Origin of the sequence: uncultured Nocardioides sp., from assembly GCF_947489365.1 — a bacterium.
Lineage (GTDB): Bacteria > Actinomycetota > Actinomycetes > Propionibacteriales > Nocardioidaceae > Nocardioides.
Map to the genome: position 1 here is coordinate 206,866 of NZ_CANLDB010000007.1, position 22,131 is coordinate 228,996.

The 22,131-nt window shown below is 74.1% G+C and carries 23 protein-coding genes and 1 other RNA gene; 9 read left to right on the top strand and 15 right to left on the bottom strand.

The genetic code is table 11. The features are described from left to right. Positions 1-96 precede the first annotated feature (96 nt). From Q0858_RS18185 to Q0858_RS18205, 5 genes are all read right to left on the bottom strand, one after another. Positions 97-3,108, bottom strand: coding sequence for a bifunctional [glutamine synthetase] adenylyltransferase/[glutamine synthetase]-adenylyl-L-tyrosine phosphorylase (locus Q0858_RS18185; RefSeq protein WP_299057503.1), 3,012 nt, complete (start codon positions 3,106-3,108; stop codon positions 97-99). After that, entirely contained in the window at positions 3,105-3,920 is an 816-nt protein-coding gene (locus tag Q0858_RS18190; RefSeq protein WP_299057506.1) for a type 1 glutamine amidotransferase, read from the bottom strand. Before Q0858_RS18190 ends, Q0858_RS18185 begins: the two co-directional genes overlap by 4 nt. A gap of 9 nt (positions 3,921-3,929) precedes the next feature. Next, positions 3,930-4,361: a hypothetical protein gene (locus Q0858_RS18195; protein WP_299057509.1), complete on the bottom strand. Its 432-nt coding sequence runs from the start codon at positions 4,359-4,361 to the stop codon at positions 3,930-3,932. A 10-nt stretch (positions 4,362-4,371) separates the two neighbouring features. Then, positions 4,372-5,709 (bottom strand): glutamine synthetase family protein, encoded by a 1,338-nt coding sequence (locus tag Q0858_RS18200; protein WP_299057511.1) that lies wholly within the window; start codon positions 5,707-5,709, stop codon positions 4,372-4,374. Between the two features lie 242 nt (positions 5,710-5,951). Next, entirely contained in the window at positions 5,952-6,392 is a 441-nt protein-coding gene (locus Q0858_RS18205; protein WP_299057514.1) for a hypothetical protein, read from the bottom strand. 100 nt (positions 6,393-6,492) lie between these two features. Between Q0858_RS18205 and Q0858_RS18210 the strand changes: the two genes are divergently transcribed. Both Q0858_RS18210 and Q0858_RS18215 read left to right on the top strand, forming a co-directional pair. Continuing rightward, positions 6,493-7,176: a response regulator transcription factor gene (locus tag Q0858_RS18210; RefSeq protein WP_299057516.1), complete on the top strand. Its 684-nt coding sequence runs from the start codon at positions 6,493-6,495 to the stop codon at positions 7,174-7,176. A gap of 7 nt (positions 7,177-7,183) precedes the next feature. Continuing rightward, the gene (locus Q0858_RS18215; RefSeq protein ID WP_299057518.1) at positions 7,184-8,485 is read left to right on the top strand and encodes a HAMP domain-containing sensor histidine kinase; all 1,302 of its coding nucleotides are present in this window, start codon (positions 7,184-7,186) and stop codon (positions 8,483-8,485) included. 120 nt (positions 8,486-8,605) lie between these two features. Here the strand turns inward: Q0858_RS18215 and Q0858_RS18220 are convergent, their stop codons facing one another. The 5 genes from Q0858_RS18220 to Q0858_RS18240 form a co-directional block, all read right to left on the bottom strand. Next, positions 8,606-9,001, bottom strand: coding sequence for a hypothetical protein (locus Q0858_RS18220; protein WP_299057520.1), 396 nt, complete (start codon positions 8,999-9,001; stop codon positions 8,606-8,608). A gap of 112 nt (positions 9,002-9,113) precedes the next feature. Beyond that, on the bottom strand, positions 9,114-9,896 hold the full coding sequence (locus Q0858_RS18225; RefSeq protein WP_299057522.1) for a hypothetical protein: 783 nt from the start codon (positions 9,894-9,896) through the stop codon (positions 9,114-9,116). Then, the gene (locus tag Q0858_RS18230) at positions 9,862-11,100 is read right to left on the bottom strand and encodes a hypothetical protein (RefSeq protein ID WP_299057524.1); all 1,239 of its coding nucleotides are present in this window, start codon (positions 11,098-11,100) and stop codon (positions 9,862-9,864) included. Before Q0858_RS18230 ends, Q0858_RS18225 begins: the two co-directional genes overlap by 35 nt. Then, entirely contained in the window at positions 11,097-11,414 is a 318-nt protein-coding gene (locus Q0858_RS18235; protein ID WP_299057525.1) for a hypothetical protein, read from the bottom strand. Before Q0858_RS18235 ends, Q0858_RS18230 begins: the two co-directional genes overlap by 4 nt. Next, positions 11,414-11,737, bottom strand: coding sequence for an SAV_915 family protein (locus tag Q0858_RS18240; RefSeq protein WP_299057527.1), 324 nt, complete (start codon positions 11,735-11,737; stop codon positions 11,414-11,416). Before Q0858_RS18240 ends, Q0858_RS18235 begins: the two co-directional genes overlap by 1 nt. Positions 11,738-11,805: 68 nt before the next feature. Here Q0858_RS18240 and Q0858_RS18245 point away from each other — a divergent pair, with 68 nt between their 5' ends. After that, complete coding sequence (locus Q0858_RS18245; RefSeq protein ID WP_299057528.1) at positions 11,806-12,429, top strand: DUF998 domain-containing protein; 624 nt, start codon at positions 11,806-11,808, stop codon at positions 12,427-12,429. On the opposite strand, the gene Q0858_RS18250 is transcribed toward Q0858_RS18245, so the two are convergent. After that, on the bottom strand, positions 12,360-12,773 hold the full coding sequence (locus tag Q0858_RS18250) for a helix-turn-helix domain-containing protein (protein WP_299057530.1): 414 nt from the start codon (positions 12,771-12,773) through the stop codon (positions 12,360-12,362). The genes Q0858_RS18245 and Q0858_RS18250 overlap by 70 nt on opposite strands. Before the next feature lie 126 nt (positions 12,774-12,899). On the opposite strand from Q0858_RS18250, the gene Q0858_RS18255 reads away from it, so the two are divergent. Next, positions 12,900-13,766, top strand: a complete 867-nt coding sequence (locus Q0858_RS18255; protein WP_299057532.1) for an NAD(P)H-binding protein — start codon at positions 12,900-12,902, stop codon at positions 13,764-13,766. Positions 13,767-13,770: 4 nt separating this feature from the next. On the opposite strand, the gene Q0858_RS18260 is transcribed toward Q0858_RS18255, so the two are convergent. After that, positions 13,771-15,822 (bottom strand): NAD(+) synthase, encoded by a 2,052-nt coding sequence (locus Q0858_RS18260; protein ID WP_299057534.1) that lies wholly within the window; start codon positions 15,820-15,822, stop codon positions 13,771-13,773. Positions 15,823-16,182: 360 nt separating this feature from the next. Between Q0858_RS18260 and Q0858_RS18265 the strand changes: the two genes are divergently transcribed. The 4 genes from Q0858_RS18265 to Q0858_RS18280 all read left to right on the top strand — a co-directional run bounded on the left by Q0858_RS18265 (position 16,183) and on the right by Q0858_RS18280 (position 20,803). Further along, positions 16,183-18,411, top strand: coding sequence for a carbon starvation CstA family protein (locus Q0858_RS18265; protein WP_299057536.1), 2,229 nt, complete (start codon positions 16,183-16,185; stop codon positions 18,409-18,411). Then, the gene (locus Q0858_RS18270; RefSeq protein WP_299057539.1) at positions 18,408-18,632 is read left to right on the top strand and encodes a YbdD/YjiX family protein; all 225 of its coding nucleotides are present in this window, start codon (positions 18,408-18,410) and stop codon (positions 18,630-18,632) included. The genes Q0858_RS18265 and Q0858_RS18270 overlap by 4 nt, the downstream gene beginning before the upstream one ends. Positions 18,633-18,674: 42 nt before the next feature. Next, positions 18,675-19,541 (top strand): 3-methyl-2-oxobutanoate hydroxymethyltransferase, encoded by an 867-nt coding sequence (gene panB / locus Q0858_RS18275; protein WP_299057540.1) that lies wholly within the window; start codon positions 18,675-18,677, stop codon positions 19,539-19,541. A 65-nt stretch (positions 19,542-19,606) separates the two neighbouring features. Then, positions 19,607-20,803 carry a PQQ-dependent sugar dehydrogenase gene (locus tag Q0858_RS18280; protein WP_299057542.1) on the top strand — a complete coding sequence of 399 codons (1,197 nt, stop codon included), beginning with the start codon at positions 19,607-19,609 and terminating at the stop codon, positions 20,801-20,803. 27 nt (positions 20,804-20,830) lie between these two features. Here Q0858_RS18280 and Q0858_RS18285 read toward each other — a convergent pair whose 3' ends face one another. Further along, positions 20,831-21,082, bottom strand: coding sequence for a hypothetical protein (locus Q0858_RS18285; protein WP_299057544.1), 252 nt, complete (start codon positions 21,080-21,082; stop codon positions 20,831-20,833). Positions 21,083-21,093: 11 nt separating this feature from the next. Further along, positions 21,094-21,264, bottom strand: a complete 171-nt coding sequence (locus Q0858_RS18290) for a hypothetical protein (RefSeq protein WP_299057546.1) — start codon at positions 21,262-21,264, stop codon at positions 21,094-21,096. Positions 21,265-21,310: 46 nt separating this feature from the next. On the opposite strand from Q0858_RS18290, the gene rnpB reads away from it, so the two are divergent. Continuing rightward, positions 21,311-21,710, top strand: an RNA gene (gene rnpB, locus Q0858_RS18295) — RNase P RNA component class A. A 208-nt stretch (positions 21,711-21,918) separates the two neighbouring features. On the opposite strand, the gene Q0858_RS18300 is transcribed toward rnpB, so the two are convergent. Then, entirely contained in the window at positions 21,919-22,113 is a 195-nt protein-coding gene (locus Q0858_RS18300) for a hypothetical protein (RefSeq protein ID WP_299057548.1), read from the bottom strand. Positions 22,114-22,131: the final 18 nt, after the last annotated feature.

Consider the following 22,131-nt stretch of genomic DNA (forward strand, 5'->3'; position numbering starts at 1 on the left):
AGCCGCCGCACGGCTTCCTCAAGACCTCCGCAATCACCTGCGAACGCCTGCTGACCTGCTGCGGACCTGCTGCGGACCGGCTGCGGACCGGGGCCCTCAGCCCCAGAAGACGCGCTCGACGACCTCGGAGGCCCGTCGGGTCGTGCGGAGGTGGTCGTTGACCAGCTCGTCGGTGTGGCCGGGCCCGTATCCCATGAGCGCCGCGACCCCGGCCGCCTCACGCGGGTCGGAGGGGATCTGGTCGGCCGCCTTGCCGCGGACCAGGGTGACCGCGTTGCGCAGGCGGCTCACCAGGCGCCAGGAGTCGGCCAGCAGCGCGGCGTCGTCCGCGGCGACGAGGTCGGCGGCGACGGCCGCCTCGAGCGCCGGGAGGGTGCGGGGCGTGCGGAGCCCCTCGACCCGACCGGCGTGCTGCATCTGCAGCAGCTGGACGGTCCACTCGACGTCCGCGAGCCCGCCGTGGCCGAGCTTGAGGTGGGTACGGCGGTCCGCGCCGCGGGGCAGGCGCTCGGCGTCCACGCGCGCCTTGATGCGGCGCACCTCGGTGATCCCGTCCTGGTCGAGGCCCGCCGCCGGGAAGCGCAGCGGGTCGATCAGGGCGTGGAAGCGCCGCCGGAGCTCGGGGTCGCCGACGACGGCGTCCGCGCGCAGCAGCGCCTGGAACTCCCACACGTGCGACCAGCGGGCGTAGTACGCCTCGTAGGAGGCCAGGGTCCGGACCATCGGACCCTGCCGGCCCTCGGGACGAAGGTCGGCGTCGACCTCGAGCGGCGGGTCGGTGGCGGGCAGCGACAGCAGGCGGCGCAGCTCGCCGACCACGGCGTTGGCGTACGACGTCACCAGCCGGGCGTCGTCCTCCCCCGCCGTGCCCGGGGCGGCCTCGGCCACGAACATCACGTCGGCGTCGGAGGCGTAGGACAGCTCGAAGCCGCCGTAGCGGCCCATCGCGACGACGGCCATCCGTGCGGGCCGCTCGTCGAGCCCGCGCTGCTCGGCCACGGTGCGCAGCGCGATCTCGAGGGTGGCCTCGAGGGTGGCGTCGGTGAGGCGTGAGAGCGCCTCCGCGACCTCGGTGACGTCGAGGGTGCCGCTGAGGTCGCCGGCGGCGGTGCGGAACAGCTCGCGGCGGCGGACCCCGCGGACTGCGCGCACCGCGTCCTCCGCGCCCGACCGGCGACGGGCGACGCCGAGCACCTCCGCGGTGAGCGCCTCGGCGGCCGGCGGGCGCAGGGTGTCGCCGAGCATCCGCACGCCCTCGGGCTCGCGCTGCAGGAGGTCGGTGGCGTAGCGGGACGTCGCGAGCAGCGAGGCGAGGCGCTGCGCGACCTGGCCCTCGTCGCGGAGCAGGCGCAGGTACCACGGGGTGTCGCCGAGGCTCTCGCTGATGCGCCGGAAGCCGAAGAGGCCCGCGTCGGGGTCGGGGGCGTCGGCGAACCACTCCAGCATCACCGGCAGCAGGGTCCGCTGGATGGCGGCAGCCCGGGAGACCCCGGCGCTCATGGCCTCGAGGTGGCGCAGGGCGGCCGCGGGGTCGTCGTACCCCAGGGCGGCGAGGCGGGTCCGCGCCGCGTCGGGCGACAGGCGGGTGTCCTCCCCCGGGATGCGGGCGACGGCACCCAGCAGGGGGCGGTAGAAGAGCTTCTCGTGCAGCCGGCGGACCTCGCGACGGTGGTGGCGCCACCAGCGGTCGAGCTCGCCGACGGGGTCGCGCAGCGCGCCCATGGACCGGCCGAGGCGCCGCAGCGTCTCCTCGTCGTCGGGCACCACGGCGATGCGCCGCAGCCCGTCGAGCTGCATGCGGTGCTCGAGGGTGCGCAGGAAGGCGTAGGCGTCGTGGAGCGCCTGCCCGTCCTCGCGACCGACGTACCCGCCGCGGGTGAGGGCGGCCAGCGCGCTCAGCGTGGTCGGCTGCCGGATCGCGGGGTCCCCGCGGCCGTGGACCAGCTGCAGCAGCTGGACGGCGAACTCGACGTCGCGCAGGCCGCCGGAGCCGAGCTTGAGCTGCCGCTCGGCCTCACCGGAGGGGATGTGCTCGACCACCCGCAGCCGCATCTTCTGCACGTCGACGACGAAGTTCTCCCGCTCCGCGGCGTGCCAGACCATCGGCTCCAGCGCCTCGACGTACGCCGTGCCGAGCTCGACGTCCCCGGCCACCGGGCGGGCCTTGAGCAGCGCCTGGAACTCCCACGTCGCGGCCCACCGCTCGTAGTAGCCGACGTGGCCCGCGAGCGTCCGCGTCAGCGGGCCCGCCGAGCCCTCGGGGCGCAGGTTCGCGTCGACGGGCCAGATCGTGCCCTCGCCCGTGTGCTCGCCGCAGACCTTGATGAGCTCGGAGGCGAGGCGGGTGGCGACGCGGCGCGCCTCGTCGTCGTCCGCGCCGTCGGCGGCCTCGTGGACGAAGACGACGTCCACGTCGGAGACGTAGTTCAGCTCGTGACCCCCGCACTTGCCGAACGCGAGGACGGCGAGGCGGGCGCAGGCGTGCCGCTCCCCCACCACCGCCCGGGCGACGGCCAGCGCCGCCTCGAGGGTCCCGGCGGCGAGGTCCGACAGCTCCGCGGCGACGTCGTCGACGCCCAGGTGGTGGGCCAGGTCGCGGGAGGCGAGCCGCAGCAGCAGACGGCGGTACTCGACACGCAGCGCGTCCATCGCCCCCACGGCGCCCCCCGTCCCGAGCAACGCGACGGGCACCGGCCCCTCCGGACCGGTCCAGGGGTGGGCCTCGGCGCCGACGGCGGCGAGGAGCGCGGCGCGCAGGGCGTACGCCGGGGGGCGGGTCGACCCCAGCGCCGGGTCGCGCAGCTCGCGCCACTGCTCGGGGTGGCGGCGCAGGTGGCGGCCGAGCGCCTCGCTCGCGCCGAGGACGCTGAGCAGACGCATGGCCGTGCCCTCGTCCTCCTCCAGCGCCCGCCACAGCTCGGCGGGGTCGTCGAGGGCGTCGGCGACGTCGACGAGCGCCCCGAGCGCCCGGTCGGGGTCCGCGGTCGCCCCCAGCGGCGCGACGAGGCTGTCGGCGCCCTCCCCGAGGGCGAGCAGGCTGGTCTCGGCACGCTCGGCGTCGACGAACCCCGCACGGAGCAGGGTGCCGCGGAGCGTGCCCCGGTTCACCGCTGCGCCGCCGGCCGTGCGGCGCGGTCCCGGCAGCGGTCCCGGCGGTCCTGGCAGAGCGCGGCGAACGAGCGGGCCAGGGGCTCCCAGGCGGCCGCGAGCTCCTCCTCCGCGTCGGCGATCGCGGCCAGCAGCGCGGCCTGGTCCCGCCCCTGGGCGGCGTGCCGCTCGGCGTCCCCCTCCGCCCACGGCTCGACGACGGCACGGTCGGCCTCGGGGTGCAGCTGCACCCCCCACGCGGTGGCGGCGAAGCGCGCGACCTGCAGGGCACCGTCGGCGGTGCGGGCGAGCGCCACCGTGCCCGACGGCTCCTCGAGGACGACGTCGTCGTTCCAGTGCACGCCGCGTCGCGACGTCGTCCCGCCCGCCAGGTCCCCCACGAGGCGGTCGTCGGCGGCCTCGGGGGTCCAGCCGATCGTGGTGAGCCCGACCGTCTGGCCGGCGGGGTTCGGTGCGACCCTCCCGCCGAGGGCGGCCGCGAGGAGCTGGTGGCCGAGGCAGATGCCCAGCGTCGGCACCCCGTCGGCCACGGCGGAGCGCAGCAGCGCCTTGACCGGCGCGAGCCAGGCGACGGTGTCGTCGTCGTGCGCGCCCATCGACCCGCCGAGGACGACGAGGCCGTCGGCGTCCCGAGGGTCCACGGCGTCGAGGCGGTCGGGGGCCGGTCGGCCGCGCCAGGGCTCGAGGACCTCGACGTCGCAGCCGGCGGAGCTCAACCAGGCCCCGAACCACGCGGGTGCGCAGTCGGCCTGGTGCTGGACGACGAGCACCCGGGGTCGGTGGCTGTCCTGCGTCTCGGCCGGCTCGCTCACCCTCGGAACCTACCGCTGGGCGGCGGGACGACGGCCGCGGACCAGGGCGGTGATCGCGCAGGCGACCGCCGCGAGGGCCGCCACCGTGGCGAGGAGCACGAGCCCGCCGAAGACCAGCTGACCGGCGGCGGTGGGGGCCGCGAGGACGAGCAGGGCCGAGGCGACCAGGAGGAACCAGCCGGCGAGGGTGGCCCGCGCCCGGGCGGCGAGCACCCAGGCGATCACGACCAGGAGCGTCGGTACCGAGACGAGGACGACGCTGATGCCGCCGATCACCAGGCCGAGGCCCGCGTAGTCGTCACCGGGGTCGTCGAGCCACTCGACGATCCACAGCACGGGCGCGACGTAGCAGAGGACGCACAGCAGGCTGGCGAGCACGAGACCCACCAGCAGGAACGGGCCGCTGGTGGTGGTGGTGGTGGGACGGGCGGGGCTCGACACGGACGACACCTCAGACCACCGGCAGCATGCGGTCCCGCTCGTAGGCGTGGACGTGGCCGCGGTAGTCGTCCCACTCGGCGCGCTTGTTGCGCAGGAAGAAGTCGTAGACGTGCTCGCCGAGCACGTCGGCGAGCAGCTCGGAGCCCTCGGCGACCTCGATCGCCTCGGCGAGGCTGCCGGGCAGCGGTTCGATGCCGAGGGCACGGCGCTCGCGGTGGGTGAGCGACCAGACGTCGTCCTCGGCCTCGCGCGGGAGCTCGTAGCCCTCCTCGATGCCCTTCATGCCGGCGCCGAGGATGGCGGCGTACGCGAGGTAGGGGTTCGACGCGGCGTCGATCGTGCGCAGCTCGATGCGCGTCGACTGGCCCTTGTTGGGCTTGTGCATCGGCACCCGCACCATCGCGGAGCGGTTGTTGTGGCCCCAGCAGATGTACGACGGGGCCTCGCCGCCGCCGAGGATCCGCTTGTAGCTGTTGACCCACTGGTTGGTGACGCAGGTGATCTCAGCGGCGTGGCGCAGGATCCCCGCGACGAAGCTGCGGGCGGTGCCGGAGAGCTGGTACTCGGCGCCGGCCTCGAAGAACGCGTTGGAGTCGCCCTCGAACAGCGACATGTGGGTGTGCATCCCCGACCCGGGGTGGGTGGTGAACGGCTTCGGCATGAAGGTCGCCCAGATGCCCTGCCCGAGCGCCACCTCGCGGATCACGGTGCGGAAGGTCATGAGGTTGTCGGCGGTGCTCAGCGCGTCGGCGTACCGCAGGTCGATCTCCTGCTGGCCGGGCCCGCCCTCGTGGTGGCTGAACTCCACCGAGATGCCCATCGACTCGAGCATCGTGATGGCCTCGCGCCGGAAGTCGGCGCCCTGGCTCTGCGCGGTGTGGTCGAAGAAGCCGCTGCGGTCGACCGGCACCGGCTCGACGCCCGGCTCCGGGGGGTTCTTGAACAGGTAGAACTCGACCTCGGGGTGCGTGTAGAAGGTGAAGCCCTTCTCAGCCGCGGACTGCAGGGTCCGCTTCAGCACGTGCCGCGGGTCGGCGTACGACGGGGAGCCGTCGGGCATCTCGATGTCGCAGAACATGCGCGCCGTCGCGGGGCCCTCCCCGCGCCACGGGAGGATCTGGAACGTCGACGGGTCCGGCTTGGCCAGCATGTCGGCCTCCTGGACGCGGGCGAAGCCCTCGATCGCCGAGCCGTCGAAGCCGATGCCCTCACCGAACGCGCCCTCGAGCTCCGCCGGCGCCACGGCGACCGACTTCAGCGAGCCCAGCACGTCGGTGAACCACAGCCGCACGAAGCGGACGTCCCGCTCCTCCAGCGCCCGGATGACGAAGTCCTCCTGCTTGCCCATGGCGCCAGTGTGGCGCATCCCCCGGGGCGCCCCCGACGGGCGTCGCCCGCGCGCGTGGTCGGGTGCTCGTCGTCCCACGGGCCCCTGGTTTCGCCGCCTGGCCCCCGGAACCCCGTCCTGGCTGACGAAACGTCGTCAGCCCGGTCGGGGTTTCACCAGCCGAGCGGCGGAACCCGGGACGGGAGGGACGCGTGTGACCAGCGGTACGACGCCCCAGCGGAGCGAGCCGAGACCGCGCGCGGTCAGTCGTCGTCCCCGGGGAGGGTGTTGGTCTCGTAGTCGGCGAGCTCGGGCTGGCCGCGGTTGCAGTAGACCTCGAACTCGATGGACCGTCCGCGGTTGCTGAACACGGCGTCGACGTCGTCGTCCGGGCCGGGCTCGAACGACACGACCTCCCAGCCGGCGGCGGTGTCGGGCCGCGCGTCCGTGGCGTACGCGACCGCGCCGCGGCACTCGACGTCGAGCTCGCCGAACTCGCGGCTGACGGTCGTCGCGACCCGCTCCGCCCCGGGTCGCGGCGAGGCGACGAGGTCGGCCTGCTGCGGGCGCTCGATGTCGCCGTCGCCGAGGGGACCTCGACCGCGGACCGACGCCCCCACCGTGGTGACGGCCGCGATGCCGATCGCGATGGCCACGACGGCGCAGATCACCCACGCCACCGCGTAGCCGACCCGCTTGTCCACGACGACAGTCTGCGACAGCGACATTCCTGGCCGGACCAAAGGACGGTTAAGGCGCGGATAAGGACTCGGGGGTCGCGGGGGGCCCCGGTACCGTTCCGGCGTGGTCCAGGTGCTGGTGATCGAGGACGACGACCGGATCCGTCCGCTCGTCGTGCGCTCCCTCGCCGACCACGGGTTCGCCGTGTGGTCCGAGCGCACCGGCATGCAGGGCCTTGCGGCCGCGGTCGACACGAAGCCCGACCTGGTGGTCCTCGACCTCGGGCTCCCCGACGTCGACGGCACCCAGGTGCTGTCGATGCTCCGCGCCGTGAGCCAGGTCCCGGTCATCGTCGCGAGCGCCCGGGACGACGAGCCGTCCCTGGTCAGCGCCCTCGACGCCGGCGCGGACGACTACGTCGTGAAGCCCTACACGACCACCCAGCTCGAGGCGCGCATCCGCGCGGTCCTCCGGCGGGCGGCCGCCGGGCGCACCGTGCGGCAGAGCCTCGTGGTGGGCGGTCTCGTGATCGACGTGGCCGCGCGCCGCGCGACCCTGGACGACGTCGCCCTCGACCTCAGCCCCCGGGAGTTCGACCTCCTGGTGCACCTCGCCGAGCGGGCCGGGGACGTCGTCACCAAGCGGGAGCTGCTCAGCGAGGTGTGGCAGCAGGCGTGGGGCGGGTCCGACAAGACGGTCGACGTCCACCTCTCCTGGCTGCGACGCAAGCTCGGCGAGTCCGCGACGGAGCCCCGGTACCTGAGCACCGTCCGCGGGGTCGGCGTACGACTCGCAGCCCCGGAGTGACGCGACCGTGAGAGGTCAGCTGCGCCTGACGGTGGCGGCCACGGTCTCGATCGTCCTGCTGGCGATGCTCGTCCCCATGGCGGTGCTGGTGCGTGACTACGCCCTGGAGGACCGCATCGTCCAGGCCGCCCTCGAGGTGCAGGCCACCGAGACCGTCGTGTCGGGGGCGGGCGAGGACCGCGGCGAGGTCTCGGTCTACGTCGAGCGCATCAACGACGGGAGCCCGACGACGACGACCGTCTACTTCCCCGACGGCGACGCGGTCGGACCCGACGCCGAGGCGGACGACCGGGTCGAGGAGGCCCGCGAGACCGGCCAGGCCCGCATCGACGACACGTCGGACGGCGGCGCGCGGATCCTGGTGCCGGTGTCGCTCGGGCGCTCGAGCGAGGCGTCGATCCCCGTCATCCAGGTCGACGTGGCCCAGCCGGGCCTGGGCTCCGGGGTGCTGCGCGCCTACCTGGTGCTCGCGCTGCTCGGCATCCTGCTGCTGGCCGGCGCGATCGTCCTGGCCGAGCGCCTCGGCCGCACCTTCACCACCCCGATCCGGGCCCTCGCCGGCTGGACCCAGCAGCTCGGCGAGAGGACCCGCCCGGACCCGGTGCCGGTGGGCGGGCCGTCGGAGGTCCAGGACCTCGGCTCGGCGCTGGGACGACTGGTCGGCCGGATCGAGCAGCTCCTCGACCGGGAGCGTGAGAGCGTCGCCGACCTCTCCCACCGCCTCCGGACGCCGGTGACCGCGCTACGGCTGCGGATCGACCAGGTCGAGGACCCGGTCGCCCGGCTCCGGCTCACCCAGGACCTCGAGGACCTGGAGCACGCGCTGGACTCCGTCGTCCGCGAGGCCCGCCGCTCCCAGCGCGAGGGCATCGTCGCGCAGACCGACGCGCGCGCGGTGGTCGAGGAGCGGGCCGCCTTCTGGGGGGCGCTGGCCGAGGACCAGGCCCGCGACTTCACCGTCGACCTGCCCCGGCACCGCGTGCCGGTCGCCTCGGGCCACGAGGACCTGGCCGCCATCCTCGACGTCCTGCTCGACAACGCCTTCTCCTACACCGACGAGGGCGCCGCGCTCCGCGTCACGCTCGGCGCACCGGACGGCGGCGGGGCGCTCGTGGTCGTCGAGGACTCCGGTCCCGGCTTCCCCGACGGCCTCGACGTCGCCGGGCGCGGGGAGAGCGGCAGCGGGTCCACCGGCCTCGGCCTGTCAATCGTGGCCCGCACCGCCGAGGCGTCCGGCGGGGACGTCGAGCTCGGGTCGTCCGACCTCGGCGGCGCCCGCATCGCCGTCCGCCTCGGCCCCCCGCACTAGGCCCGTGGGCCCCGCGCCGGCCAGGACGCCGGGACCCCGGACGCACCTCGCCCCCGGTCCGCGGGTGCGGGCCGGGGGCGAGAGCGTCAGCGGGAGGAAGAGGAGACCCGCCGGGGGTCGTCAGCGGACGGTGATCGTCCGGCTGCAGACCTTGTCGGTCACGGTGTTGCGGTACTTGAAGAGGAAGGTGTCGGCGCCGGAGGTGTTGGCGCGGTTGCGCTCGACCTCGATGTCGCCCTCACGGTCGGGGGTGCGGGCCGCGTTGTAGTAGGTGTTGCCGTTCTGCTTCAGCACGACGCGGTACTTGACGTCGGCCGCGCGGTCCAGGTCGAAGCTGATCTCGTAGCTGTTGCGACGGTCGTCGTCGCGGTCGACGCTGAAGTCGAACTGCGCGCCGCCGCAGCTGCCCTGACGGTCGACGTCGGCGTTGGCCGCCGGGGCGTTGAGCAGGGTGACGGGCAGGGCGATGGCGGCGGTGGTGCCGACGAGGGCGGCGGCGCGGGTGACGATGTTCATCGGGTTCTCCTCGGGGATGTGTGTCGGGGTGACGAGAAGAAGAGTGCGCCGAGCGCCACTAAGGACGAACCAGCGTTCCGCTAAGGCGCGGCAAAGGTTCGCAGGAGCGGGGTCAGCCCGGGGGCGGGCCCTGCAGACGGGCCGCTCGCGACCCCTCGTCAGCGGCGTGGAGCTCCCGCAGCAGGCGCAGCAGGCCCGCCGGGTCGGGGACCAGCGGCATGCGCACCGCCACCGCGAGCTGGTCCGGCAACCGGTCCGTGGGCAGCAGCAGCCGCCGCGTCCGGGCGTCGTACGACGGGGCGCCGCGCACGGCGAGGAGCGCGACGGAGGCGTGCCGCGCACCGCCGGCGTTCTCCACCGTCGCGACGTCGCGCCACGCCACGACCGCGTCGAGGCCGGGGCTGCGCAGCTCCACCCGGTCCGCGGTGAGCGTCAGGTGCGGGCGTCGTACGAGCGCGATCCGCCACATCTCGACCGCCCCGACGACCACGAGGAGGCCGGGGACCCCGAACAGGACCAGGCGCCCGGGCACGGGGTCGGCGGCGACGAGCCCGGCGAGCAGCACCGTCAGTGCGGTGAGCACCACCGCGACCAGGACGGCGCCGACCGGGTCACCGAGACGGAGCCGCCACGCGGGACGACCGTCCACGTCGGTGGCCGTCCATCGTGACCGGACGGGGCGCTGCGCGGCCCCGACGAGCAGGGCGACGCTGCCCATCACGGCCGCCACGACGAACGCGCCGGGCCGCTCCGACGGCTGCGTCGCGCCGAGCCAGGCCAGGGACGCCGCGACGACGCCGCAGACCGCGACCGTGAACCACGCGACGGGCCGGCTGGCGTACCAGGGCCGGGCGGGTCGGTCAGAAGATCGAGTCGAAGGCGTTCCCGATCCCATCGGCCACCGCTCCTGCCCCGTCCGCGATCGAGCTGCCCATCTCCTCGACCTCGTTCCAGCCCTCGCTGACGGCGTCCCCGACCGCGGTGACGCCGTTGTCGAACATCGAGTCGATCGCGCCCGAGGTGAAGGCGCCGACGACGCCACCCACGACCGCGCCGCCGACGATACCGATGGCGGTGCCCACGCCCGGGATGGGGATGAAGCTGCCGGCGACGCCGCCGATGTAGGCACCGGCGGCCATGCCGGACGCGATCCCGGCGGCGGCCGGGACGGCGTTGGACACGATCGCCTGGGTCGGGCCCTCCTCCTCCCAGTCGGAGTAGATGCCGTAGCCGGCGGCCGCGACGTCCAGGATCGCGAGCCCGCGGGTCAGGCCCCGCGGCAGCTCCCAGCTCGGCAGGTTCGCCCGCGCCGGCGGTACGGCGTCGTCGAGACGTTGCGCCTCGTCGAGCAGGTCGTAGTAGCGGGGCGGGTCGACGACGTGCCCGCTGGGGGTCTTGAGGGCGTCGGCGTGGGCCCGCAGCTGCTCGGCACGGGTGATCATCTCGTCGACCTGTCCGACCATCACCGGGGTCACCCGACGCACCACCTCGAGCTGGAACGCCGAGCCGAGCAGCCCGGCGGTGAGCCCGGCGTACTGGGTGTCGTAGCGCTCCCACAGGCTGCCGGCGGAGTCCAGCGCGTCGATCCACGCCCGGTGGGCCGCGTCGGCGTCCTCGACGCACCGGTTCCAGACCTCGACCTTCCGGTTGTGCTCGCGCACCGCCTGGTCCTTCGCCTCCCAGGCGGACACCTCCGCCTGCGAGACGTCCCCGGTCGGCGACGGGCCGGCCTCGGGCGGCCCCTGGCCGGGGTCGCGGACCCAGTGGCCGTCGACCCTCAGCTCACCCCCGCGGGCCCGGGAGCGGACGCCCTCCATCGCCTCCAGCGCGGTCCGCAGGTCCTCGGCGACGTCGTCGCACAGCTGCGCGACGACCTCGGTGTGGGAGGCGCCGTCCTCGCTGGAGACGACGAGGGTGCGGGCGCGCTGGCCGAACGCCGTGCCCGCCTCGCCCTGCCAGTCGCCGGCGGCGGCGTTGCGCTGCCGCCCCACGGCGGTGCCGTGGTCGCTGAAGCCGCTCTTCAGGTCGCCGCGCAGCCAGCGGGCGACGGCCCGGATGTTGGCGACCTCGCCCTCGATCTCGGTGTCCAGGTCGCTCATCCGGTCCCCTCGGTCAGCATCGCCTCGGCGTTCGCGGCGTCGGTGCTGCTCGCGTCACCGGCGCAGTCCGCGACCGCGCCCGCCAGCAGGTCCGACTCGAACGCGACCCGGCTCGCTGTCTCGCAGGCGCGGGTCAGGATCGTCACGAGCAGCGGCTCGGCGAGCCCGGTGCCCCCGGTGCTCGCCCGGGACCCGCCCGCGGCGTCGAAGGTCTCGGCGGCACGCTTCAGCCCGTCCTCGACCGCGGTCATGGTCGCGGCGTCCATCACGATGGTGCTGCCACCACCGCCTCCGCCGCCTGCGTCGACGGCCATCAGACGGACACCTCCGCGCGACGCTCCTCGGGCACGTACATGTCGGTGTAGACGACGTCGAACGGGTGGGCGTCGTAGAGCAGCTGGAGGCTGGCCGTCGGCAGCCCGAACCACGGCTGGTCCTTGCCGCAGCACGAGTGGAGCCGGTCCAGCGCCGAGTAGACGAGCAGCGCCCAGCGGCCGTCGCGGGTGCGTCGGTACTGCGCGCGGGCCTGGGACCCGTCGGTCACGTGCTCCATGCACGGGATGTAGAGGAAGGGCGGGTAGTCGTCGGGGATGCTGCGCCCCGAGGCCGGTGAGTGGTCCGTCGTCAGGTCGTCCATGTCAGCGCAGACTTCCCCGGGCCCCCCGCGCCGAAACCCGTCGACCCGCTCCAACTAGGTTCGCGGTGATGACCACGACGACCTGCAGGCGCCTGCTCCTCGGGGGCGTCGTGTGGCTCCTCGTGCTGCAGTACGTCGTCGTCGAGCTCGTCGCGATCGGCGCCTGGACCGGCACGTCGTACGACGCCGCGCGTGACGTCGTCAGCGACCTCGGCCGACCCGCGTGCATGCCCGACGGCGGCTGCTCACCGAGGGCGACGGCGTTCAACGTCTCGCTCGGGGTGCACGGCCTGCTGGTGGTCCTCGGCGCCTCGCTGCTCTCGCCGCTGCTCCCCCGCTGGCGCGGGCTGGTCGTCGCCCTCTTCGTCGTGACGGGGGCGGGCAACGCCGGGGTCGGGCTCTTCCCCCTCGGCGAGGGCGTCACCGCGCTCCACCTCGTCGCCGCGACCGCGGCCATCGGCGGCGCCACGCTGGCGGTCGGCGTCGCCGGCGTCGCCTCGCTCGCCGACCCCGCCCTGCGTCGGTACGCCGTCGGCACGCTCGCGGCCACCGTGCTGGGCGTCGTGGGCGTCGCGCTGCTCCTCGTCGACGGCGCCACCGGGCTCGCCGAGCGGGTCGCGATCTACCCGGTGGTCGCCTGGTACGTCGTGACGGGCGCGCTCGCGCTGCTCGCGTCCCGCGCGTCGTCGTAAACGGCCCGGGCCTCCTCGATCGACGCGAGGTTGTCCCGCGCCCAGGCCTCCAGCACCGCGAGGGGCCCGGTCAGGGACCGCCCCAGCGCGGTGAGCTCGTAGTCGACCCGCACCGGCACGGTCGCGTGGACCGTCCGCGTCACGAGTCCGTCACGCTCGAGGTGGCGCAGGGTCTGGGTGAGCATCTTCTGGCTCACGCCGTCGATGGCGCGGGCCAGGTCGCCGTACCGCCGCGGGCCGGGCGTCAGCACCCCCATCACCAGCACGGTCCACTTGTCGCCGATGCGGTCGAGCAGCTGCCGGCTGGGGCACAGCCGCGAGTAGGGATCCGGTGCGTGGACCATCATGCTCTCCTCGGGGTTGCTACGGCACTTCAAGGTGCCTGCTCTCCAACGGGAAGTAGCAACAGGGTGTTCCCGTTCCTCCCACGACCGGCCCCGCACGGGGCCCACCACCCGGGAGGAACCCTCATGTCGATCGTCGTCACCGCCGCCTCCGGCCACTTCGGCCGCGCCGCCGTCGAGTCCCTGCTCGCCCGTGGCGCCGACCCGGCCTCGGTCGTCGCCACCTCGCGGCGCCCCGAGTCCCTCGCCGACCTCGCCGAACGTGGCGTCGACGTCCGCCGCGCCGACTACTCCGACCCCGACTCGCTGCGCACCGCCCTCGCGGGCGCCGAGCGGGTGCTCCTCGTCTCCGGGGACGAGTTCGGGCAGCGGGTCGCGCAGCACACCGCCGTGATCGAGGCCGCCGTCGCCGCGGGCGCGAGCCTCGTGGCCTACACCTCCGCGCCGCACGCCGACACCACGTCCCTCGCGCTCGCCGCCGAGCACGCCGCGACCGAGAAGGTGCTCCTGGCCGCCACCGCGGACGAGGGCGTGGACCACGTCCTGCTCCGCAACGGCTGGTACGTCGAGAACTACACCGGCCAGGTCGACACTTTCCTGGAGCACGGCGTCGTCGGCGCCACCGGCGAGGGCCGGGTCAGCGTCGCTCTGCGCCGCGAGTACGCCGAGGCGGCCGCCGCCGTGCTGCTCGGCGACGGCCACGCCGGGGCGACGTACGAGCTGGGCGGCGAGGCCGTGACGCTCGCCGAGATCGCCGCCGCCGTCGCCGAGGCCACCGGCCGCGAGGTCGCCCACCACGACGTCACCGTCTCCGAGCTCGAGCAGGTGCTCCTCGGTGCCGGCCTGCCCGAGCCCGCCGCGCAGACGTTCGCGGACGTCGACCGCGGCATCGCCGCGGGCGAGCTGCAGGTGCCCACCGACGACCTCACGCGTCTGCTCGGCCGCGCCCCGCTCGGGCTGCGCGACGCGGTCCGCGAGGCGCTCGGCGCCTGAGGGGTCACACCGCGTCCGGCACCTCCGAGAGCTCCGCCAGCCAGGCGGCGGCGGAGGCGTCGGACGGCATCCGCCAGTCCCCCCGCGGGCTCATGGTGCCGCCCGCCGACACCTTGGGCCCGTTGGGCAGCGCCGAGCGCTTGAACTGCGCGGCGAAGAAGCGCCGGCAGAACAGCTCCAGCCAGTGCCTGATCGTCGCCAGGTCGTACGACGTCCGCCCGGCCTCCGGGTGGTCGGGCGGCCAGGCGCCGGCCCCGGCGTCCCGCCAGGCGTGCCAGGCGAGGAACGCGATCCGCGACGGGCCGTGGTGCTGGCGGGCGAGGTGGAACAGCGCGAAGTCGGCCAGCGCGTAGGGCCCGACCGCGGCCTCGGTGGACTGCGGCGCCTCGCCCTCCTTGGCCGGCACGAGCTCGGGCGAGATCTCCTGGTCGAGGATCTCGGTCAGCACGGGGCCCGCCTCGTCGGGCAGCTCGCCGGAGCCGGCGGCCCACCGGATCAGGTGCTGGATCAGCGTCTTCGGCACCCCCGCGTTGACGCCGTAGTGCGACATCTGGTCGCCGACGCCGTACGTGCACCAGCCGAGGGCCAGCTCGGACAGGTCGCCGGTGCCGAGGACGATCCCGCCCCGGTGGTTCGCCAGCCGGAAGAGGTAGTCGGTGCGCAGACCGGCCTGGACGTTCTCGAACGTGACGTCGTAGACCTCCTCGCCGTCGGCGTACGGGTGGCCGAGATCGGCGAGCATCTGGGTCGCGGCGGGCCGGATGTCCAGCTCCTCGAACCCCACCCCGAGGGCGGCGCAGAGCCGGGTCGCGAGGTCCTTCGACGTCGCGCCCGTCGCGAAGCCGGGCATCGTCACCGCGTGCACGTCGCTGCGGGGCCGGCCGAGCCGGTCCATCGCCCGCACCGCGACGACCAGGGCGTGCGTGGAGTCGAGACCGCCGGACACCCCGATGACGATCTTCGGCGACCCGATCGAGGTCAGCCGGCGCTCGAGCGCGGCGACCTGGATGTTCCACGCCTCGTAGCAGTCCTGGGCGAGCCGGTCGGGGTCGTCGGGCACGAAGGGGTAGCGGTCGACGCGGCGCTCGAGACCGATGTCACCGGTCGGCGGGTCGAGGGTCGTCGTCACGCGGCGGAAGCCCCCGACGCGGTCGGCGTGGGTGCGGCGGTTGTCGTCGAAGGTGCCCTGACGGCGGCGCTCCGCGGCGAGGCGGCGCAGGTCGACGTCCGCCACGGTGAGCTGCGGCCCGGCGGCGAACCGCGGCCCCTCGGCCAGCAGGTCCCCGGCCTCGTAGACCATCGTCTGGCCGTCCCAGGCGAGGTCGGTGCTCGACTCCCCCGCGCCCGCCGCGGCGTACACGTAGGCGGCGAGCCCGCGCAGGCTGGCGCTGCGCACCAGCAGGCGCCGCACGTCGGCACGGGCGATGGTGATGGGGCTCGAGGAGACGTTGAGCAGGACCGTCGCCCCCGCCAGGGCGGCCTCGGCCGACGGCGGCACGGGGACCCAGAGGTCCTCGCAGACCTCGACGTGGACCACGAGGCCGGGCACGTCGACGACGTCGAGCAGCAGGTCGGGCCCCAGGGGGACGTCGGCGCCCAGCAGCCGGAGGCTCCCCCCGCGGTGCTCGTCGCCGGCGGCGAAGTGGCGCCGCTCGTAGAACTCGCCGTACGTCGGGAGGTAGGACTTCGGGACGACGCCGAGCACGGCGCCGCGGTGCACGAGGACGGCGCAGTTCAGCAGGCGGTTGCCGACCCGCAGCGGCGCGCCGACGACGAGGACCGGCAGCAGGTCGGCCGACGCCGTGACGACCTCGGCCAGCCCGGCCTCGACGGCGTCGAGGAGGGTGTCGGAGAGCAGCAGGTCGTCGATCGCGTAGCCCGACAGGCACAGCTCGGCGAACGTCGCGACGGCCACGCCGCGGTCGTGGCAGGCGCGGGCCTGCTCGACGACCGTCCGGGCGTTGGACGCCGGGTCGGCCACCACGACGGGCGCGGTGCAGGCGGCGACCCGGGCGAAGCCCTGGGCGTACGCGGAGGTGAAGGTGGCGGCGTCCACACCGCCAGTGTCGCGCATGGCACCGACAGGCGTGCGCGCGGAGGAGGAACCCCGGGAAATGCAGAACCGCGGAGCCGTCTCGGGTCAGCTCCGCGGTTCTGGAGTACCGAGAAACCGTCTCGGGTCAGTTCCTCGGTACGAGAAGAATCATGCCGGACCGCGACGCGGCGTACCAGTGGGTGAATCCGCAAGCAAGGCACAAGCGTTGCGCAAGCCCCCGGGCGGCCGGACGGCGCGCCCGTGGCGCCGGTCACACAGCGCGGGCATATGGTGGGTCGGCCGCGCAGCCCGTGGGCCGGGCGCCAACCCGTGCTCCCGCGAGCGCCGGCACGACGTACGCCGAGCACCGGGAGCAGCGACATGGCCACCGACACCACCACCCCGCCCGGCGCGTCCGGGCCCTCCGGCACCCCGCCCGGCGGGTCGGCCACGCCACCCACGTCCCGCCGTCCCACCCCGCTGTCGATGGCGATCTGGGTGCTCGTCGCCCTGGTCGGCGCCGCCTGCTGGACGGTCCTGGCGCTGCACCGTGGCGAGGACGTCTCCGCGCTGTGGATCCTGTTCGCCGCGGTCTCGTCGTACCTGATCGCCTACCGCTTCTACTCGAAGTTCATCGCGCGCCGGGTGCTGAAGCTGGACGACACCCGCGCCACCCCCGCGGAGCGGATGGAGGACGGCTCCGACTTCGAGGTCACCGACCGCCGGGTGCTCTACGGCCACCACTTCGCCGCCATCGCCGGCGCCGGCCCGCTCGTCGGCCCGGTCCTCGCCGCGCAGATGGGCTACCTGCCCGGCACGATCTGGATCGTCGTCGGCGTGATCCTCGCCGGCGCGGTGCAGGACATGGTCGTCATGTTCTTCTCGATGCGCCGCGACGCGAAGAGCCTCGGCCAGATGATCCGCGAGGAGCTCGGCGTCGTCGGCGGCGTCGCCGCGCTGATCGCCGTCTACGCGATCATGATCATCCTGCTCGCCGTGCTCGCCCTGGTGGTCGTCAACGCCCTCGCCGAGTCGCCGTGGGGCGTCGTCGCGATCGGCCTGACCATCCCGATCGCCCTCTTCATGGGCGTCTACCTCCGCTTCCTGCGTCCCGGACGGGTCATGGAGGTCACCGCGATCGGCGTCGCCCTGCTCCTCGGCGCCATCGCGCTGGGCGGCGTCGTCGAGAACTCCGGCCTCGCCTCCACCTTCGAGCTCAGCCCCGAGACGTTGACGATCATGATGGTCGTCTACGGCTTCGTCGCCTCGATCCTGCCCGTCTGGATGCTGCTGACCCCGCGCGACTACCTGTCGACCTTCATGAAGGTCGGGGTCATCCTCCTGCTCGCGATCGGGCTGATCCTCGCCCGTCCGGTGCTCCAGGCCCAGGCCGTCACCCCGTTCGCCGGCAACGGCGAGGGACCCGTCTTCGCGGGCTCGCTCTTCCCGTTCCTGTTCATCACGATCGCCTGCGGCGCGCTGTCCGGCTTCCACGCCCTCATCTCCTCGGGCACGACCCCGAAGATGATCGCCAAGGAGAGCCACGTCCGGATGATCGGCTACGGCGGCATGCTGATGGAGTCCTTCGTGGCCGTCAGCGCGATCATCGCCGCCTGCGTCATCGACCAGGGCCTGTACTTCGCGATGAACTCCCCCGCCGGCGTCACCGGCGGCACCGCGGAGGGCGCCTCGGAGTTCGTCCGCACCCTCGGGTTCACCATCAGCCCGGACCAGCTGAACGCGTTCTCGGAGTCCGTCGAGACCGAGCTGGTCTCCCGCACCGGCGGCGCACCCACCCTGGCGTTCGGCATCTCGATGATCTTCAGCGAGGCGTTCGGCTCCGGGATGACCGCGTTCTGGTACTACTTCGCGATCATGTTCGAGGCGCTGTTCATCCTCACCGCCATCGACGCCGGCACCCGCGTGGGCCGCTTCATGCTGCAGGACACCATCGGGAACTTCTGGCCCAGGTTCGGCGACACCTCGTGGAAGCCGGCCGCCTGGGCGGCGTCCGCGGCCACGACCGGCGCCTGGGGCTACATGCTGTACGTCGGGGTCACCGACCCCCTCGGCGGCATCAACCAGCTCTTCCCGCTGTTCGGCATCGCCAACCAGCTGCTCGCCGCGATCGCCCTGACCCTCTGCGTCACGCTGTTCTGCAAGCACGGCTGGTGGAAGTACGTGTGGGTGCCGGCCGTGCCGCTGGCGTGGGACCTCGTCGTCACGCTCACTGCGAGCTACCAGAAGGTGTTCAGCGACAACCCGGCCATCGGCTACTTCGCGCAGGCCGACCGCTACCGCAGTGCCCGCGACGCGGGCGAGGTGCTCGCCCCCGCGCAGGACGTCGGCCAGATGGACACCGTGGTCTTCAACTCCACGGTGAACGGCTTCATCCAGGCCAGCTTCGCGGTCCTCGTCCTGGTCATCGTGGTCAGCGCCGTCCAGGTCTGGGTCAGGGCCGCCCGCGCCGGCTCGCTGCCGACCACCGAGGTGCCGCACACCCCCTCGCAGATCGTCGCCCCGGCCGACTTCTTCGCCACCGCGGAGGAGAAGGAGGCCGTCCGCGCCGCCGAGGCCGGGCGCCACGAGACCGCGGGCTCGCACCGGTGAGCGCCGACGTGACGGGCCCCGCCCGGGAGCGCCCCAGCGACACCGTCCGCCGGTGGGCGGCGGGGGTGCGCTGGTACGTCCGGGAGCTCTCCGGCGAGGCCAAGTGGGACGACCACCTCGAGCGCTGCCGCCGCGACGGCCTCGAGCCCATGACGCGCCGGGAGTTCGAGCGCCACCGCTCCGAGGCCCTCGAGCGCAACCCGCAGCGCCGGTGCTGCTGAGACACCTGTCGCCGCCCGGGCGGGGTGGTGTGGGATGAGGCCATGAGCGACGAGCAGCCCCCGCCGTACGGCACGTCCGCGCCGACCCCGGCCGCCGGCGGGAGGACGCGCAAGCGCCTCCGCACCCACCACCTGGCCGAGATGCGCGAGAACGGCGAGAAGTTCGCCATGCTCACGACGTACGACCAGTACACCGCGGGGATCTTCGACGAGGCGGGCATCGAGGTGCTGCTCGTCGGCGACAGCGCCGGCAACAACGTGTACGGCTACTCCACGACCGTGCCGGTGACCGTGGACCAGCTGATCCCGCTCACCGCGGCGGTGTCGAGGTCGGTCACCCGGGCGCTCGTGGTCGGCGACCTGCCGTTCGGGTCGTACCAGGCGTCCCCCGAGCAGGCCTACCTGACCGCCGCCCGCTTCATGAAGGAGGGCGGCGCCCACTGCGTGAAGCTCGAGGGCGGCGTCGCGATGGCGCCCCAGGTCGAGCGCCTGACGCAGGGCGGCATCCCCGTGATGGCCCACCTCGGGTTCACCCCGCAGAGCGAGCACACCCTCGGCGGCTACCGGGTCCAGGGCCGCGGCGACGCCGTCGAGTCCCTGCTCGCCGACGCCCGCGCCGTGCGCGACGCCGGGGCGTTCGCCATGGTCCTCGAGATGGTGCCCACCGAGGCCGCGGCCCGGGTGACCGCCGAGGTCGGCATCCCCACGATCGGGATCGGCGCCGGCGTGGAGTGCGACGGCCAGGTCCTCGTGTGGCCGGACGCGTTCGGCCTGCGGACCGGCCGGATCCCCCGGTTCGTCAAGCAGTACGCCGACCTGCACGGCGCCCTGCTCGAGGGCGCCCGTGCGTTCGCCGCGGACGTCCGGTCGGGCGAGTTCCCCGCCGCGGAGCACTCCTTCGAGTCGTAGGGACCGCGGGGACCGGTTGGGCCGAGCTCCTGCCGGACGTCAGTGCTTCGGACTAGTTTCTCCCCATGCGCAGACCACTCCCCCTCCTCCTCAGCCTTCCGCTCGCCGGGCTCCTCGCCCTGCCGGTGGCCGGGGTCCCGGCGGGCGCCGCCCCGGCGCCGGCCTCCTCCCCCGCCTCGAGCCTCGCGGCCGCCGACCAGCCCGACCAGCAGGCCACCCCCGGCCTGCGGGTGACCCGTGCCGTGACGGGCCTCAGCCAGCCCTGGGACGTCGCGGTCATCGACGGTGGTCGCCTCCTGGTCACCGAGCGCGAGACCCGGCGCCTCCTGGTCGCGGACGGCAACCGGACCAGCCGTGTCGCCTTCCCCGCGCGCACCTGGGCCAGCGGCGAGACCGGTCTGATGTCGGTCGAGACCGACCCCGGCTTCGCCGAGAACCGCCGGTTCTACACCTGCTACGGCGGCTTCCGCAGCGGTGGCGCCCGCGACATCCGCGTCGTGGCCTGGACCCTGAACCAGGCCGCGACCCGGGCCACCCAGGCCCGCATCCTGCTCACCGGGCTTCCCACCAGCGGTGGTCGCCACGGCGGGTGCCGCCTGCTCGTGGCCCGCGACGGGTCGCTCGTCGTCGGGACCGGTGACGCAGCCGTCTCCAGCAACCCGCAGGACCTCACGTCGCTGGGCGGCAAGACGCTGCGGCTGAACCGGTTCTCCGGCAAGCCCTGGCCGCAGAACCCGTTCCCGAAGGCCGGCAACCGGAACAAGCGCTACGTGCTGACCTACGGCCACCGCAACGTGCAGGGCCTCGCCCAGCGCAAGGACGGGTCGCTGTGGTCGGTCGAGCACGGCCCGAACCGCGACGACGAGGTCAACAGGCTGGCGCGCGGCGGCAACTACGGGTGGGACCCGGGCCCGGGGTACGACGAGAGCGTCCCGATGACCGACTTCTCCCTGCCCGGCCCGCAGATCGGCGCCCGCTGGAAGTCCGGGGACCCGACGAAGGCCACCTCCGGTGCGGAGTGGGTCTCCGGCTCGCGGTGGAAGAGCTACAACGGCACGCTCGCCGTGGCCGCGCTGAAGGACAACAGCGTCCGCTTCATGCGGTTCAACGCCGCCGGCAAGCTCCAGGGCGTCCGTCGCCCGGCGGCGCTGACGAAGTTCGGCCGGCTCCGCTCCGTGACGAAGGCCCCCAACGGCGACCTGCTGATCACGACCGCGAACGGCTCGAACGACTCCGTCCTGCGGGTGCGCCCGCGCGGCTGACCACGGCCGGACCGCAGGGCCGGCGGCTCACGACAGCAGTCGTGCGCCGCCGGTCACCGCGGCGAACCACACCGCCAGCGCGACGACCGGCACCAGCACCGTGGCGCGCGGCCGCGTCCTGAACCAGCGCAGCACCACGGCCAGCAGTCCCGCCCAGACGGCGAGCAGCAGGAGACCGGCCCACCACGGCAGCACGCCGAAAGCGACGCCGTACAGGAAGAGGACGGCCGTCATCCCCACCAGGGCCGCGAACGGCCACGGGGAGACCTGTTCACGCACGAACCGGGCCCTCAGTCGTCGCGGTCGGCCTCGTCCCAGGCGTCGTTGCGCTCGGCGACCGTCTCCAGCGCGTGCTCGGCGGCGTCCCGCGTCGGGTACGGCCCGAGGCGGTGTCGCGCCGCGCAGCCCTCGGGGCCCTCGACGGTCTTGTGCTTCACGCAGTAGTAGTACTCGTCGCTCACACGGCGAACCTACTCCAGTCGGATGCCCTACGATCGGCGCAGCGGATGGGCTGGCCGGGCGACCGCGTTCCTCCTCCGGGAGGGCCGAGGAAGGTCCGGGCTCCACAGGGCGAGGTGGTGGGTAACACCCACCCGGGGTGACTCGCGGGACAGTGCCACAGAGAGCAGACCGCCTCCCGGCTCCGGCCGGGCGGTAAGGGTGAAAGGGTGGTGCAAGAGACCACCAGCGTGCCGGGCGACCGGCGCGGCTCGGTAAACCCCACCTGGAGCAAGGTCAAGAAGCCGCCCCCACGGGGGCGGTGCGCGAGTGTCCGAGGGCGGCCCGCCCGAGCTCGCGGGTAGACCGCAGGAGGCCGTCGGCAACGGCGGTCGTAGATGGATGGTCGCCGACCCCGGCGTCGTGAGACACGGGGAGACAGAACCCGGCCTACAGGCCAGCCCGTCCGCACCCGGGAAGCATCGACCGGAGGTCGAGACCCTCACGGCGGTCTCGACGACGCGCGCTCGCTGCGCTCGCGTGCTGCTCGACCAGCGGAGGGCCGGCGGTCTCGACGACGGCTGCTCGACCAGCGAAACCCCCGGAGATCGAGGTGCGAGCGTCGCGCAGCGACCGAGCCACGAGATCCCGGGACCGGCCAGGCGGTCCGAGCGGGCTCAGCCCTCGAGCACGCCCACGATGACGCGACCGGCCAGCCAGAGCACGACCCCACCGAAGACGGTGCCGGCGGCGACCTTGAGGGCGACCAGCCGGGACGACCGCAGCTTGACCATGTCGAGCGCCCACAGCAGCACCAGCACGGTGAGGACACCGGTCACCACGGACGCGATCAGGAAGGTCTGGGGGGACACGCACCAAGCGTGACAGGG